Source organism: Streptomyces sp. NPDC052910 (assembly GCF_055585605.1).
The window spans coordinates 19,560-35,288 of record NZ_JBVJJR010000002.1; the positions used below are offsets into that span (position 1 = coordinate 19,560).

General features: G+C 75.2%; 11 protein-coding genes and 1 pseudogene. 6 read left to right on the top strand and 6 right to left on the bottom strand.

The genetic code is table 11. From position 1 onward, the window contains the following. The first annotated feature begins 37 nt into the window (after window positions 1-37). Entirely contained in the window at window positions 38-1,672 is a 1,635-nt protein-coding gene (locus ACZ6X9_RS05825) for an FAD-binding oxidoreductase (protein WP_469776690.1), read from the top strand. Window positions 1,673-1,827: 155 nt separating this feature from the next. Here the strand turns inward: ACZ6X9_RS05825 and ACZ6X9_RS05830 are convergent, their stop codons facing one another. Together ACZ6X9_RS05830 and ACZ6X9_RS05835 are read right to left on the bottom strand one after the other, a co-directional pair. Beyond that, the gene (locus ACZ6X9_RS05830; protein ID WP_469776691.1) at window positions 1,828-4,428 is read right to left on the bottom strand and encodes an FtsX-like permease family protein; all 2,601 of its coding nucleotides are present in this window, start codon (window positions 4,426-4,428) and stop codon (window positions 1,828-1,830) included. Then, on the bottom strand, window positions 4,425-5,231 hold the full coding sequence (locus tag ACZ6X9_RS05835; RefSeq protein ID WP_469776692.1) for an ABC transporter ATP-binding protein: 807 nt from the start codon (window positions 5,229-5,231) through the stop codon (window positions 4,425-4,427). The genes ACZ6X9_RS05830 and ACZ6X9_RS05835 overlap by 4 nt, the downstream gene beginning before the upstream one ends. Window positions 5,232-5,539: 308 nt before the next feature. Between ACZ6X9_RS05835 and ligD the strand changes: the two genes are divergently transcribed. Continuing rightward, window positions 5,540-6,502, top strand: a complete 963-nt coding sequence (gene ligD, locus ACZ6X9_RS05840; protein WP_469776693.1) for a non-homologous end-joining DNA ligase — start codon at window positions 5,540-5,542, stop codon at window positions 6,500-6,502. 85 nt (window positions 6,503-6,587) lie between these two features. On the opposite strand, the gene ACZ6X9_RS05845 is transcribed toward ligD, so the two are convergent. After that, window positions 6,588-7,334: a transglycosylase SLT domain-containing protein gene (locus ACZ6X9_RS05845; RefSeq protein ID WP_469776694.1), complete on the bottom strand. Its 747-nt coding sequence runs from the start codon at window positions 7,332-7,334 to the stop codon at window positions 6,588-6,590. Window positions 7,335-7,709: 375 nt separating this feature from the next. Continuing rightward, window positions 7,710-9,197, bottom strand: coding sequence for an amino acid permease (locus ACZ6X9_RS05850; protein WP_469776695.1), 1,488 nt, complete (start codon window positions 9,195-9,197; stop codon window positions 7,710-7,712). A 580-nt stretch (window positions 9,198-9,777) separates the two neighbouring features. On the opposite strand from ACZ6X9_RS05850, the gene ACZ6X9_RS05855 reads away from it, so the two are divergent. Then, on the top strand, window positions 9,778-10,341 hold the full coding sequence (locus ACZ6X9_RS05855) for a hypothetical protein (protein ID WP_469776696.1): 564 nt from the start codon (window positions 9,778-9,780) through the stop codon (window positions 10,339-10,341). Window positions 10,342-10,408: 67 nt separating this feature from the next. After that, window positions 10,409-10,885, top strand: a complete 477-nt coding sequence (locus ACZ6X9_RS05860; RefSeq protein WP_469776697.1) for a VOC family protein — start codon at window positions 10,409-10,411, stop codon at window positions 10,883-10,885. Between the two features lie 87 nt (window positions 10,886-10,972). On the opposite strand, the gene ACZ6X9_RS05865 is transcribed toward ACZ6X9_RS05860, so the two are convergent. Continuing rightward, entirely contained in the window at window positions 10,973-12,121 is a 1,149-nt protein-coding gene (locus ACZ6X9_RS05865) for a GDSL-type esterase/lipase family protein (RefSeq protein ID WP_469776698.1), read from the bottom strand. 496 nt (window positions 12,122-12,617) lie between these two features. On the opposite strand from ACZ6X9_RS05865, the gene ACZ6X9_RS05870 reads away from it, so the two are divergent. After that, window positions 12,618-14,042, top strand: coding sequence for a sensor histidine kinase (locus ACZ6X9_RS05870; RefSeq protein WP_469776699.1), 1,425 nt, complete (start codon window positions 12,618-12,620; stop codon window positions 14,040-14,042). Window positions 14,043-14,049: 7 nt separating this feature from the next. Beyond that, a complete protein-coding gene (locus ACZ6X9_RS05875) occupies window positions 14,050-14,778 on the top strand; it encodes a response regulator (RefSeq protein WP_469776700.1) in 729 nt (242 codons plus the stop codon). A gap of 348 nt (window positions 14,779-15,126) precedes the next feature. Here the strand turns inward: ACZ6X9_RS05875 and ACZ6X9_RS05880 are convergent. Then, window positions 15,127-15,720, bottom strand: a pseudogene (locus tag ACZ6X9_RS05880) (phosphatase PAP2 family protein); the annotation flags it as partial. Window positions 15,721-15,729: the final 9 nt, after the last annotated feature.

Genomic DNA, 15,729 nt, shown 5'->3' on the forward strand with positions numbered 1-15,729 from the left:
TCCGGTTGCGGACCGGCGATCCGCGGAGGAGCGGTTCATGACGGATGTGACACGACGCGACGTCCTGGCCCGCACGGCCGTGCTCGGCGGGGCCGCCGCCGCGCTGACCGTGCCGGCGTCGGCGGTTCCGGCGGCGGCGGTTCCGGCGGCGGCGGTTCCGCCCGGTGCCGTCCCGGCGCGGCCGGGGCCGGTGACGGTGGGGCCCGGCGACCCGCGATACCGTTCGCTGACCCACCGCGGCTGCAACGCGCGCTTCTCCGGCCGCCCCGACCGCGTCGTCGTGGCCGCCTCGGCGGAACAGGTGACGGCCTCCGTGCAGCAGGCCGTGGACCAGGGCCTGCGCGTCGCCGTCCGCAGTGGCGGCCACTGCTTCGAGGACTTCGTCGACGACCCGGCCATCCGGCTGCTGATCGACCTCTCCCCCATGACGGCCGTCCAACACGACGCCGGGCGCGGTGCGTTCGCCGTCGAGCCGGGTTCCTCGCTGGGCGCCGCCTACCAGAGCCTCTTCCTCAACTGGGGGGTGGCCCTGCCCGCCGGTGCGACGGCCGAGGTCGGCGTCGGCGGGCACATCCTGGGCGGCGGGTACGGCGCACTGTCCCGCCGGCACGGGCTGGCCGTCGACCACCTGTACGGCGTCGAGGTCGTGGTGGTGGACGCGCGGGGCAGGGCGCGACGGGTCGTGGCGACACGGGAGCCCGGCGACCCGCACCGCGATCTGTGGTGGGCGCACACCGGCGGCGGGGGCGGCAACTTCGGGGTGGTCACCCGTTACTGGTTCCGCTCGCCGGACTCCGACGGATCCGACCCGTCCCGGCTGCTGCCGCGGGCCCCCGAGGCCGTCACCGGTTTCACCGCCTCATGGCCGTGGAAGGGGCTCGACCGGCGCTCCTTCGCCCGCCTGGTGCGCAACCACGGCGAGTGGCACGAGCGCAACAGCGCGCCCGGGACCCGGTTCGCCGGGCTGTTCTGCGTGCTGATGCTCAACACCCGCCGCTCCGACGCCGCCGCGTTCCTCAGCGGGCAGGTGGACTCCACCGGTCCGGACGCCCGGCGGCTGGTGGACGAGTACCTGTCCGCCCTCGGCCGGGGCGTCGGCGTGCGGCCGGCGACGACGCTGGGGGAACAGCCCTGGCTCCAGGCCGCGGCCTCGGTCCGGGAGACCGCGCCGGCGGCCTTCAAGGCCAAGGCCGCCTACCTGCGCCGGCGCTTCACCGACCGTCAGATCGGCGTCCTTCACGACCATCTGACGAGTACCGCCGGCGGCGGACTCGACGGGACGGTCTGGCTCGTGTCGTACGGCGGGCGGGTCAACGCCGTCGCGCCGGAGGCGACGGCCGTCGCCCAGCGGGACTCCGTCCTCAAAGCCCTCTTCCTCACCGGCTGGGAGGCACCGCGCGAGGACGCCGCGCCACGGCTGCGCTGGGTGCGGGATTTGTACCGCGCGGTGTACGCCGACAGCGGCGGCGTGCCCGTCCCCGGGGCCGTCAGCGACGGGACGTTCGTCAACTACCCGGACACCGACCTCGCCGACCCCACTCTGAACACCTCGGGCACACCGTGGCACACCCTGTACTACAAGCAGCACTATCCGCGGCTCCAGCGCGTCAAGGCCCGCTGGGACCCGCGCGACGTCTTCCGCCACGCGCTGTCGGTCCGCCCGCCGCGATGACGGGACCCGGCCGCCCGCCGGAACGACCGAGCCGCGGGCCGCCCGGCGGGAGGGCGGCCCCGGGCGGCCCGTGCCGACGGAGCGCGGGAAGCCCGTCGGCCCCGGCCACCCCGAGCACGCGGCCCGTTCCCGGGGGCGGGCCCCCGGTCCCGCGTTCACCTCCGTTCCGCCCCCGCCGACAGTGGTCCCCGGCGCAGGAGGGCGCGGGTGGGGAGGGCCGTGGCGGTGAGGGTGAGGAGGACGGCGCCGGCGGCCAGGGGGAGGGCGGTGGCGGGCGGGATGTGGGGGGACGAGCCGGTGACGCCCCGGGCGATGGGGACCAGGGTGATCCAGGCGATCACGCCGCCGAGGGACAGCCCGCTGCCGGCCACGAGCAGGGCCTCCCAGCGCATCATGTCGCGCACCTGGCGGCGGGTGGTCCCGGTGAGGCGCAGCAGGGCGATTTCGCGGCGGCGGTCGAGGACGGTCATGACCAGGGTGTTGGCGGCGGCGACGGCCGCGAAGCCGCCGAGTACGGCCGCCATGACGGTGTTCGCCCAGGCGTTGAGTTCCTGGTCGTGGTCGGCGGCGGTCGCGTAGCCGGCCGCGTCGGTGACGGTGGTCCCGGGCGGGGCGAGGGCGGCGAGCCGGCGGGCGACGGCCGTCCGGTCGGCGCCGGGGGCCCGCTTGACGAGGACGTGGCTGTCGAGGGCGGTGGCCGCGTGGGGCGCGGCAGCGGCCCGGGGCAGCAGGACCTCGCCGAGGCCGAGCCCCCGTTCGTAGGTGGCGACGAGCCTGGGGCGGGCGCGGGTGCCGTCGGCGTGCCAGAGGGGGACGCGGTCGCCGGGTTTCACGTGGAGCGTGTCGGCCAGGGTGGTGCTCAGGGCGACGGTGTCCGGGGAGGTGCCGAGCCCGGCCAGGGAGCCGGAGCGGACACCGAGGTCGAGGACGTCGGGGAGGCGGGCCGGGTCGCCGGACACGCCGAGGGCGGTGGCGGTCGACACCGTGCCGCCGCCGCGGTGGACGGTTCCGGTGCGCAGGACGCCGACGGCGGCGTCGACGCCGGGGAGGCGGGCGGCGCGTTCGGCGGTGGCGGCGGGCAGTCCGGCGCCGGTGGCGGCGAGGACGTGGTCGGCCACGACGCTGTCGCGGACGTTGCGGTCGGCGACGTGCCGGATGGTGCTCTGGAGGAAGACGAGGGTGCCGCAGAACGCGGTGACCATCACGATGGGGGTGATGGCGGCGGCGAGGCGGTGGGCCTGGGCGCGGGAGTTGTCGGCGGCGAGCGAGCCGGCGGCGCCCGCGGCGCCGGACCGGAGGGGCAGTCCGAGGACGGTGGCGCACAACCGGGCCACCAGGGGGCCGAGCAGGGCGACGGCCAGCAGGAAGCACATGACGACGCCGAGGGCGGTGTTGGCCGCGTTCTCGCCGTCGAGGCCGGCCGCGACGCGGGCGAGGACCGTGCCGCCGGCGAGGGCGGCCAGGCCGAGCGGGGTGCGCACCCAGCCGGGACGGACGCGTTCGACGGCCGCCTCGCCGAGGGCCTGGCTCGGGCGGAGCCGCGCGGAGCGGCGGGCGGCGGCGTAGCCGGCGAGGAGCGCGGACAGCAGGGTGGTGCCGACCGCGACCGTCAGGGGGATGCAGCCGACGTCCAGGTGGACGCCGTCGGGCACGGCGCCGCGGTCGGCGAGTTCGCCGAACCACCAGTGCGCCAGGGCGAGCCCGGGCGGGATGCCGAGGGCGCCCGCCACCGGGGCGACGATCATCGCCTCGGTGGCGATGGTGCGGCGGATCTGCCGCGGGGTGGCGCCGATCGCCCGCAGCAGGGCGAACTCGCGGGCCCGCCGGCCGGTGGCCAGGGCGACGGTGCCCATGACGACGAAGACGGCGGTCATGGCGGCGATGCCGCCGAAGGAGCCGCCGAGTCCGGTCAGCACCTCGCGGGCCTCCGCCAGGCCCGGCTCCTCGGCCGCGCCGCGCGCGTCGCCGGTCAGCACCTCGGGGCCGTCGCCGACGGCCTGCCGGACCTGCCGGGCGAGGGCGGGCGCGGCGGTGCCCGGCCGGGACCGTACGGCGATGGCGTCGGCGGCGCCCGGGTGGCCGGAGAGCCGGTCGGCGGTGGCGTCGGCGAACCAGACGGTCGCCGGGCCGGCGCCCTCCCGGGCGAGGCCCGAGACCCGGTACGCCGCCGTGCCGCCGGGGCCGGTGAGCGTGACGCGGTCGCCCGGCGCCAGTCGGGCGGCGCGCGCCGCCGCGGCGTCCAGGACCACCTCGCCGGAGCGCGGGGCGCGGCCGTCGGACAGCGGCCGGGTGCCGGGGGCGAGGGCGATGCCGGCGGCTCCGTAGGGCCGTCCGGTGAGCTCGGGGAGGTCTCCGGCCCCTGCCCGGGCCGCCGTCCCCGCCCGGGCCTGCGTCTCCCCACGGGCCGGGGTCGCCGCCCGGACCGGGAACGCCAGGTCGGGGACGGCGGCGGCCACTCCCGGCCGGGCCGCGATCCGGGCGGCGAGCGCGGCCGGCACCCGGCCGCGGCCGGGCAGGGGGGTCTCGCTGGTGTCCTTGTCCTCGCCGTGCCCGGTGGTGACGCGGACGGAGGGGGCTCCGGTGACGACGACGGGGGTGTGGGCGTAGCGCTGGGGGCTGACGTGGGCCGTGATGCCGGTCTGGAGGAGGACGCCACAGGCGGTGATGACCGCCGAGGCGAACAGCAGGGCGACGAGGCTGCCCACGAAGGAGGCGGGCCGGAAGCGGACCGAGGCCCGCGCGAGTCCGTTCGTCATGCCGCCGCCGTCCCGGCCGGGCGGCGGCCGGCCGCGGCGGCCAGGGCGACCATCCGGTCGGCCACCGTCCGCGGGTCCGGGCGGGTCAGCTCGCCGGCGAGCAGCCCGTCGGCGAGGAAGAGCACCCGGTCGGCGTGGCCGGCGGCCACCGGGTCGTGGGTGACCATGACGACCGTCGCGCCGAGGGTGTCCACCGCCCGCCGGAGCAGGCCGAGGACCTCGTGGGCGGAGTGGGTGTCGAGGGCGCCGGTCGGTTCGTCGGCGAAGACCACCTCGGGCCGGGTGATCAGGGCCCGGGCGATGGCCACGCGCTGCTGCTGGCCGCCGGAGAGCTCACCGGGACGGCGCCGGTCGTGCCGGTCCAGGCCCACCTCGGCCAGCAGTCGCCGGGCGCGGTCGCGGTCCTGGCGCTCGCCGGCGAGACGCTGCGGCAGGAGGACGTTCTGCCGCACGGTCAGCGACGGCAGCAGGTTGAAGGACTGGAAGACGAATCCGACGCGACTGCGGCGGAGCTTCGTCAGCCGGTCCTCGCTCAGCCGGGTGATCTCCGCCCCGCCGAGCAGCACCTCCCCGGAGCTGGGCCGGTCCAGCCCGGCGGCGCACTGCAGGAAGGTGCTCTTGCCCGAGCCGGAGGGGCCCATCACCGCGGTGAAGCTCCCGCGGGGCAGCGCGAGGTCCACACCGCGCAGCGCTTCGACGGCCCCCTCCCCCCGCCCGTACCGCCGTCGCACGGCCCGTAGCTCGACCGCCGGGGCCATGCCCCCGGGCTCCTGGGTGGGTACGCGGTCGCGGCGCAACGCCATGGTGTCCCTTTCTCCGCCGGTGCTGTCTGCGCCTCCGACGCTAGGCAAGGGATCCCGGCCGGGCCATGGAGGCAACCGGGCTCCGGCGGTGGGGTTTTCCCCCGGGCCGCCGGGGGGTTCCGCCGCCGGTCGGGGACGCCCGGGGCGGCGGCGTACGGGCCGTGGGGAGAGGTTTTCGGCGGCTGTCCGGGCCCGGGAGGCGGGCGCGGGGCGCGGGAGGGGAAGCCCCGAGCGGCCACGGCACGGCCCGGTCCTCCGCACGGATGAATGACCTGCGAAAACCCGCCGTCGGCCTGATCATCGGAAGTATGGCTCTGCCCGTCCCCCAGTTGCCCGCGATCCGGCCCATGCTGACCGTGCCCGGCCCGCTGCCGGCCGAGGGCGAGGACGCGGGCTGGGGTTTCGAGGTGAAGTGGGACGGGGTCCGCTGCGTGCTCAGCACCTCGGGCGACGGGACGGTACGGCTGGTGAGCCGGGCCGGGAACGACGTGACGGCCACCTACCCCGAGCTGCTGGAGCTGGGCGCGCAGCTCCAGGGCAGGTCCGCGGTCCTCGACGGCGAGCTCGTGGCACTGGACGACCGGGGGCGGCCGGACTTCGGCCTGCTCCAGCGCCGGATGGGCATCGCCAACCCGCGCCGGGCGGCGCACCTGGCGATGGAGTACCCGGTCCACCTCATGATCTTCGATGTGATGTACCTGAGCGGCCGGTCCCTGCTCGGCGCCGCCTACGCGGAGCGCCGCGCCATCCTCTACGGCATGGGGCTGACCGGCCGTAGCTGGTCCGTCCCCACCCACCTGGAGGGGCACGCGCGACGGGCCTGGGACGCCACGCTGCGCCACGGCTACGAGGGCGTCATCGCCAAGCGGCTGGCCTCGCCCTACCTGCCGGGCGTCCGGTCACCCGACTGGCGGAAGGTGAAGCACCTGCTCACGCTGGACGTGGTCATCGGCGGCTGGACGGAGGGCCGCGGGGCGATCGCCGGGCTGCCCGGGGCCGTCCTGGCGGGGGTGGAGGAGCCGTCCGGCCTGCGCTACGTCGGCTCCGTGGGCTCGGGGCTCTCCGGCCAAGAGCGCCGGGACCTGGCCCGCTACCTGGCGGCGGTGGCCCGGGACACCTCGCCGTTCGCCGGCCCGGTGGACGCGACCGGCGTCCACTGGGCGGAGCCCCGGCTGGTCGCCGAGATCACCCTCACCGGCTGGACCCCGGCCGGGCACCTCCGCCACCCCATCTGGCACCGGCTGCGGCCGGACCTGACGCGGCCCGGATGAACCCGAGAACGCCGGAGGGCGGCGGCACCGCATTTCGGGTGCCGCCGCCCTCCGGCGCGTTTTTCGTTTTCCGTTTCTCCGGCCGTCAGTAGGCGGAGTTCACGTTGTCCATCGAGCCGTACTTGTCGGCCGCGTAATTGCAGGACGCGACGATGTTGGCCACCGGGTCCCAGATGTCCCAGGACGTGCCCTCGACGTGGTACGCCTTGAACGTCGGGTCGATGATCTGCAGCAGACCCTTCGACGGCACACCGTTCACCGCGTTGACATCCCAGTCGTTGATCGCGTGCGGGTTACCGGTGGACTCGCGCATGATGTTGCGCTTCACGCCCTCATAGGAGGCGGGGATGCCCTTGGCCTTCATGACGTCCATGGCCTCGGCAATCCAGCCGTCCAGGTTGTCCGCGTACGCCTTGGGCGCCGGGGCGACGGGAGCCGCCTTGACGGGCTTGCGGGCGGTGGAACGGTTCGCCGCCTGCTTCTCGGCCCGCTCCTTCTCGGCCTTCGCCTTGGCATCGGCCGTGACCTTCGCCTTGGCGTCGGCAGCGGCCTTCACCTTCGCCGCGGCCTCGGCCTTGGCGGCGTGCTTGGCCTCGGCGGCCTCGATCCGGGCCCGCTCGGCCGCCTTGTCGGCAGCGTCCGCCCGCTCGGCATCCTGCGTCTGAGCGAAGGCCTCCGCGTTCCACGCCACCGGCTTGACCGGCGCCGGAGCGGCCACGGCGTGCGAGGCCGCACCGAACGCCACAGCGGCGGCACCAGCGGCGGTCAGCGCCGCGGCGGAGAACTTGTGGGCCTTGGTCAGACGGGTATAGCCGGAGTGAGTGGAGCGCATCAGAAGCTGGACCTCTCGGATCGGGAAACCACACGGAGCCGGAACCGGCGCAAACAAAAGCGCCGTTCTCGGTCGGACGGCGCCGTGCGGTCCCACCATTCTTAGCGACCCGGAAAAACCCCGACAAGCACTGTGACCTACTCCCCCACACCGTTCACGCGGCCCCCGAAAACCGTGGAATCCCCGGAAAATGCGCGGCGCACAGCACTAAAGAGGCCCGTATGTGATCGGGGCCCTATGCCCGGCCTCACACGGGCCGCTTCGCACCGTCGGCGTCCCGCCACGATCCGTCGGCGAAAACGCGACCGGGCCCGCGCCCCCTCGAAGGGGACGCGGCCCGGTACCGGCAGACGCGTCGGCGTCACGCCCGAGGCATCACGCCCGCGGCGTCGCCGCCTCGCGCAGCTCGGCCTCGCGCTTGACGCAGGCGACCCGGCCGCGGACCAGGAACCAGCCGCCGACCAGGGCCGCCGCGATCAGCGGCAGGCAGAGGATGGTGTCGCGGCTGGCGCCCTCGTCGGCCGCCATCAGGCCCAGGACACCGGCCAGGAAGACCAGCGTGACGATCTGGGTGTAGGGCGCCCAGGGCAGCCGGTAGGCGGGACGGGAGACCAGGCCCGCCTTGGCGCGCCGCCAGAAGAGCAGCGAGCAGAGCATGATCATGCCCCAGGTGCCGATGATGCCGATCGCGGCGAAGTTCAGCACGATCTCGAAGGCGTTGTCCGGGACGACGAAGTTCAGGCCGACGCCCAGGACGCAGAAGAACGCGGTGAGCAGGATGCCGCCGTAGGGAACCTGGCCCTTGTTCATGCGGCCGGTGAACTTCGGGGCGGAGCCGGACATGGCCATCGAGCGCAGGATGCGGCCGGTGGAGTAGAGGCCGGAGTTGAGGCTGGAGAGCGCGGCGGTGAGGACCACCAGGTTCATCACGCCGGCCGCGTACGGCACGCCGATCTTGGACAGCACGGTGACGAACGGGCTCTCGCCGCCGGTGAAGGCGTTGTACGGCAGCAGGAGCGTGAGCAGCACGACCGAGCCGACGTAGAAGAGGCCGACGCGCCACATGATCGAGTTGATCGCCTTGGGCATGATCTTCTCGGGGTTCTCGGTCTCGCCCGCGGCGACGCCGCACAGCTCGACCGAGGCGTAGGCGAAGACGACGCCCTGGATGATCAGCAGCATCGGCATCAGGCCGGACGGGAAGAGGCCGCCGTGGTCGAGCAGGTTGGACAGGCCCGGGGCCTGGCCGCCGACCTCGTGCTGGCTGGCCAGCAGGAAGATGCCGATCGCCATGAAGGTGATGAGGGCGCCGACCTTGATGATCGCGAACCAGAACTCCATCTCGCCGAAGTACTTCACGGAGATGAGGTTCACGGTGAGGACGACGGCGAGGGCGATCAGCGCGAGGACCCACTGCGGGATGTCGCTGAACAGGTGCCAGTAGTGGGTGTACGTGGCGACGGCCGTGATGTCGGCGATGCCGGTGGTGGCCCAGTTGAGGAAGTACAGCCAGCCGGCGGCGAAGGCGCCCTTCTCCCCCATGAACTCACGGGCGTACGAGACGAACGCGCCGGAGGAGGGGCGGTAGAGGACGAGCTCGCCGAGGGCCCGGACGACGAAGAAGGCGAAGATGCCGCAGATCGCGTACGCGATGAAGAGGGAGGGTCCCGCGCTCGCGAGCCGGCCGCCGGCGCCCAGGAAGAGGCCGGTGCCGATGGCTCCGCCGATCGCGATCATGTTGACGTGGCGGGACTTGAGGTCCTTGCTGTAGCCCGCGTCACCGGCGTCCACGTGCGTGGACGTCGTGACCGGGGCGGACACACCGGTGGGCGTGTCGGCCGCAGTGAGAGTGCGGTCGCTCATGTATGTCTTCGCCTTCGTTCGTGGGGGCAGGACCGGAGGGCGTCCCGGCAGGGGACACCGCCCGGGCTCCGGCTGGCGACGCCGGTCCTGGTGATGCAGAAGGTGTGGGCGGGGTGGAAGTGGCGGAGTCCGGGACATACGGAAGTGGGGGGGTGGACTCCTCCCGCCGGACGTCGGACGTCAGCGGCCCGAGGGGCGCCGTCGCCCCGAAGGGCGATGTCGAAGAGCGCCGTGGTGCCGACGCGGGTGCGCCGCGGCGATCTCCGGGATGTCTGACGAGTCCATGCGGGAATGGTGTGAGGCGCGTGAAGGTGCCGTCAAGAGTTTGCGGAGAATTGACATTTTTGAAAACTCACGCTAAGTAACCCGTCGTCGGCAAGATCGCAGGTCATGGACCGGGCGCGGCATGCGCTCGACTACGCACTGCAACGTTTCCGGCGGTAAGGTGCGTCGGCCGACGATTTACCGGCCCGGGCCGGGAGGAGGACGGGTTCCTGCCGGGACCGGTCCGAAGGATGCGGCGGTCCGTCGCCCCGCCGGACGACGCCCGGCCGGCCCTCCCGAGGGAAGAGTGTCGTCCATGACACACCGACCCGCCACGAGGGTGTACCTCGTCTCCCCGCTGGTCTGTCCGGCCCGCGCTCGCCGCCCTGCTGCCCGCCGCCGGCGCATGGGCGGCGCGCGGGCGGCGCCCGCCGCCCCACCCCGGCCACCGGCGCGGCGGGGCACCGAGCTGCTGTCGAACCTCGACGACGACGCCCGCCGCCGCACCCCGCGCCCCGGGGACCTGGACGAACCGGACGTCGCCGTGGACGAACGCCTCGCCGCCTGCGACGACGCCGCCGACGAGATCGTGAACGGCGCGGCCGACCTGGAGGACCTCACCCCGCCGCACGGACCCCGGGCCGGTGGCCGGGACCTGTTCCGGGCGAGGCCGAACGGCGGCTCCGCGCCCAGGGCGTACGGGTGCGCTGGGTGGAGGACTTCTCCCGGGCCCACCTCGGCGGCGGCGAGGTCCACTGGGCCACCCACGTGCTGCGGCAGGCGCCCTGACGTTCCGTCAGGGAAGCACCGCGCGGCCGTTCGGGTGACGTACGCGTTGTGGACGCCGTGCGGCGCACGGCAGAGTAGCGCCGGGCCATGACCGATGTGTCCTGAGAACACCATGTTCGCGAAGCGGCCGGAAAAGCGCCACGCGGCAGGAGAGCGCCATGCAGAAGATCACGCCGTTCCTGTGGTTCGACGACCAGGCGGAGGAAGCGGCCGGACACTACACGTCCGTCTTCGACGACTCCCGGATCGTGCACGTGCAGCGCTACGGCGAGGCGGGCCCCGGCGAACCGGGTTCGGTGATGACGGTGACCTTCGAACTCGCCGGGCAGCACTTCATCGCCCTCAACGGCGGCCCCCAGTTCACGTTCAACGAAGCCGTCTCCCTCTACGTGGACTGCACCTCCCAGGAAGAGGTCGACGCACTGTGGGCCCGCCTCGGCGAGGGCGGCGAGGAGGGGCCGTGCGGCTGGCTCAAGGACCGCTACGGCCTCTCCTGGCAGATCATCCCGCGCCGCCTCGCCGACCTGCTCGCCGACGAGGACACCGAGCGGGCGAACCGGGTCATGCGGGCCATGCTGGAGATGACGAAGATCGACGTGGCGGCGCTGGAGGAGGCGGCGGCCGGGGAGGGCTGACCTGCGGGCCCCTTCAAGGCGACCGGCGGGCCCTCTCGAAGCGGGCCCCTTGCCGGAAGCCGTGGTTCCAGGCCTGCCGCCCGCCCGTCAGAGCCGCAACTGCGCGACGTCGACCGCCTCGGCCATCACCCGGGCACCCACGTCGTTGAGGTGCAGGTGGTCGCCGCAGTCGTAGGCCGGGAGGATCCGCTCGGGGCGGGACGGGTCGGCGACGGCCGCCGCCACGTCGGTCACGGCGTCGAAGACGTCGGTCGTCCGGATCCAGTCGTTGACCTCACGGCGGACCGCCTGGCCCTCCTCGGAGTCGTAGCCCTCGTGGACCGTCCCGCCGTAGGGGCCGATCGTGTGGGCGATGACCCGCAGGCCGGCCTCGTGCGACCTGCGGGCGAGTTCGATGTGGCCGGCGACGAGGTCGGCGGCGGTGGGCAGCGGTGCGGCCGGGTCGAGGGTGCCGGGCGTCCCGAGGTCGTTGAGGCCGAAGTTGAGGATCACGTGGGTGACGCCGGGGACGTCGAGGACGTCGCGCCGCAGCCGGGCGAGGCCGTGCTCGCCGATCTCGTCCGTCAGCAGCCGGTTCCCGGAGATGCCCTGGTTGACCACCCAGCCGCGGCGCAGCCGGCGGTTGAGGTGGTCGGGGAAGCGCGCGTCGGCCCCCGGGGTGGTGCCGGCGCCCTCCATCCAGGAGTCGCCGAAGGCCACGGCTATCGCGGTGCCCGCGGGGGCGAGGACGTCGACGCCGGAGACGAAGTACCGGGACGGCTCCAGGGTCTCCGCCCCCTCCAGGGCGGCGGCCGCGGTCACGTCGCCCGGTGCCGCGTAGCCGGTCTCGGACGCGACCGGGGAGAAGGTGGCGAGCCCGGTGTCGTCGGGGAAGTGCAGGCTGAGCGCGAACCGGTCGCCCGCGGCCACCGCGCCGGCGACCGGGTCGCTGACGGCCTCCTCGCCGGCCGCGAGGATGAACGTTTCCCGGCCGCCGAAGGTGAGGGGTACGGACGTTCCCGGATCGGTGCCGGAGCCGCCCGTGTGTCTCGCCCAGCGAGCGGTGCCGACGGTCAGCGGCTCCTTCCCGAACCTGTTGCTGAGGCGGACGCGGACGGCCTCGCCGCCGCCGTTCAGCCGGATGGCCTGACGGACCGTCCGGGCGGCGAAGGCGCGGGACGGGAAGAGGGTGTGGCTCTCGTACGGGCTGACCACGGCGGAACGGAAACCGGCCACCCACTGCGAATGTGTCGTCATGGCCGGTTCGAACAGTTGCCTTGGTGATCTTGTTCCCGGCGGGTCGCCCTCCTTCGCGCGGATCGGTCCGCGGTTCCGTCGAAACGAACTCGCGCCGCCAGACGTCGTCCATGGTGGTCCCGGCTCACGCCTTGATCGCCCACATCAGCGGCAGCGGGCTCCCGCCCGGCGGCGTCAGGGCGTGGTCGACCCGGACCGGCACCGCCGGGGTGACCGTCCGTGTCCCGCTCGCGGAGGCCGCGCGGGCCCATGACCGGCCGGCCGCTGGGGCGGGCTGCGGGGGCGACCGGTCCTGACGCCCTGACGGGCGCTCCCCCGCCGTGTGCCGGCCGGCACAGGGCGGCGTGCCGGCGCCTTTCCACCGGCCCCGGCGGCGCGGTCCGCCTTCCGGCCCGGCCCCGCCCGTGTACCCGCTCCCGGAGCGTCCCGCGGCCTGCCTGTCCATGTGACTTTCGGCGGTTCCGGCGCGCTCCGCGGGCCGCGTACGGTGCGTCCGGTGTACGGAACGACGACGATCGACAAGCCCCCGCTGCTCCGCGACCCGGGAACGGTACTCGCGCCGGCCGCCGTGCTGGCGGCCGGGATGGGGGTCGACTCCTTGTGGTGGGCGCTGCCGGGCGCGGTGTGCGCCTTTCTGGCGGGACACCGTTCGGGGCGGACCTGGCCGATGGCGGCCGCGTTCGGCGGGTTGGTGACGGCGGGGGCCGGGGCGGCGCTGGCCGTACCGGCCCTGTTCCCGCTGGGGAGCGTGTTCATCGCGCTGGTGGTGGGGGCGGCGCTGCTGCCGTGGTTCGCGGGGCGGGTGTGGCGGCAGTATCAGGAGCTGGCCCGGGCGGGCTGGTCGCGGGCGGAGCAACTGGCGCGCGAGCGGCGGCTGGTGGCCGAGCAGGCGCGGCTGCGCGAACGGGCCCGCATCGCCCAGGACATGCACGACGCGCTGGGGCACGATCTGAGTCTGGTCGCGCTGTCGGCGGGGGCGCTGAAGCTGGCGCCCGGTCTGACGGAGGCGCACCGGGCGGCGGCCGAGGACGTCAGGGCCCGGGCGGCGGCCGCGGTGGAGCGGCTGGGCGAGGTCATCGGCCTCCTGCGGGAGGACGCCGACCGGGCCCCCACAGGGCCCGCGGACTTCGGCGCCGGAAGCATCGCACGGCTGGTGGCGAACGCCGCCGCCTCGGGCCTCGCGGTCACCTCACGCGTCGAGGGGCGGGAGGACGAGGTGCCGGGCCCGGTCGAGCGGGCGGCGCACCGGGTCGTCCAGGAGGCGCTGACGAACGTGGTGAAGCACGCGCCGGGCGCGACGGCGGAGGTGCGGGTGGCACACAGGGCCGGCGAGACGGTGGTGTCGGTGCGGAACACCGCGCCGCCGGCTGCCGCGGGCGGGCTGGCGGCCGGGGGCCGGGGGCTCATCGGGCTGGACGAGCGGGTCCGGCTGACGGGCGGTGAACTCCGCCACGGTCCGGACGCCGCCGGTGGTTTCGTGGTGACGGCCCGGCTGCCGCACGCGGCGGCGCCGCAGCCGGCGGCGGAGCTTCCGGCGGTGGTCCCGCTGCCTCCGGAGCACCGGCGGGCCCGCCGCCGGGCGGGCCGCACCCTGGCCGCCGCCGTCACCGTGCCGGTGCTGGCCCTGGCCGTGCTGACCGGCGGTCTGACGCTGTGGAGCTCGCTGACGGTGACGGACTCCGTGCTCGACCCCGGCGCGTACGCGGCGTTGCGGGTGGGACAGAATCGTTCCGAAGTGGCGGCTGTGCTGCCGAAGCGTCAGCTACCGTACCGGCCGCGGGCGGCCGAACCCAAGGGACCGGGGGTCGAATGCGAGTACTACGCGGTGACGGCCGACCGGTTCGTGGACGCCTCGGGCGACGCGTACCAACTCTGCTTCCGCGCCGGCCGGCTGGCGTCCTTCGCGGTGCTCAGGGGGTGAGCGCGGAATGAGGGGAACGGACCGAACGGACGGATCGGTCGAAGCGGTCCGGACGGTCCGGGTGCTGATCGCCGACGACGAACCGATGATCCGCTACGGGGTCCGGGCCGTGCTCTCCACCGATCCCGGGCTCGACGTCGTCGCGGAGGCGGCGGACGGGCGCGAGGCGGTGGAACTGGTCCGCCGGCACCGCCCCGACGTGGCCGTCCTCGACATCCGGATGCCCGGCACGGGCGGCATCGAGGCGGCGGCGCTGATCCGCGAGGCCGTGCCGGGCACCGGGGTCGTGATGCTGACGACGTTCGGCGAGGACGACTACATCCTGCGGGCGCTGTCCGGCGGCGCCACCGGCTTCCTGGTCAAGTCCGGCGCTCCCGAGGAACTGATCGCGGGGGTGCGCGCGGTGGCCGAGGGCGCCGCCTACCTGTCACCGAAGGTGGCCGCCCGGGTGGTCGCCCACCTCGCCGGCGGGGGCGCCGGGGCCGCCGCCGGCCGGCGCGCCGCCGCCCGGGAACGGGTGGCCGCCCTGACCGCCCGGGAACGGGACGTACTGGTCCACTTGGGCGCCGGGCTCTCCAACGGGCAGATCGCCCGGCGGCTGCGCGTGGTGGAAGGCACGGTCAAGGCGCACGTCAGCTCGATCCTGGCCCGGCTGGGGGTGGACAACCGGGCGGCGGCGGCCGTCGTCGCCCATGAGGCCGGGATGGGCGTCCCGGACGGGGAATTCCGGCCCTGAGCGGGCGGGTCGCGACTCCGAGGCGCGGGGTTCCGGCCCGGGGCCGGAGCGCCCCGGGTGGGAGCCGGGACGTTCCGGCTCCCACCCGGGGCGCGGCGCCCCCGGGCCCGGGCCGGTGATTCGCGCCCCCGAGCCGATGGGCCGCGCCCCCGAGCCGGGAAGCCGCGGCTCCCGACCGGGAAGGCGCGGCTCCGAACCGGGGCTCTGCGGTTCCCCGCCGGGGAGCCACAGCCGCGAGCCGGGGATGCCGGGCCGGGAGAGGAGCCTGACGGCGAGCGGCCGCAGCGCGAGGTGGGCCGCGGCGGCGACCGCGGCGCCCAGCACCGCCCCGGCCAGTACGTCGTGCGGGTAGTGCGCGCCGACGGCCACCCGCAGCACGGCGGCGAGGGCGCCCACCGGCAGCGCCACGGCGGCGAGCCGCGGCCGGGCCGCGGCGACGCCCACGGCCAGCGCCGCGGCGAGGGTGGAGTGGTTGCTGGGGAAGGACCAGTCGCCGGGCGGCGGGCAGGTGTCGACGGTGCCGACGCCGCGCAGGGCCCGGCACGGGCGCTCCTCGTCGACGGCCTCCTTCAGCAGCTCGCTGACCGCGTAGGCGGCGACCGTGGCCGCGCCGGTGAGCAGGACGGCGGCGAGTGCCGGGGCGTCGCGGCGGCGCAGCGCGGTCCAGCCCGTCCACAGCAACAGCAGTCCCAGGAGGACCAGAGTGCCCTCGGTGGCGAGGGAGAGCAGTGTGCCCACGGCGCCGGGCGCGTCCCCGGCCGCGCCGGCGACGGAGCGGTAGAGGGAGGCGGAGGGGCCGCCGGTGACCTCGGTCCGGCCGTCCGGTCCGGGTCCGCCGGGCGCGGCCCAGGTCAGGGCCCCGGCCGCGGCGGCCAGGACGGCGAGGGCGCCGAGCGGCCGGGCGGCGCCGCCGGCGCGGTGGTGTCGTGTGGTGCGTTCCATACCGCCGGA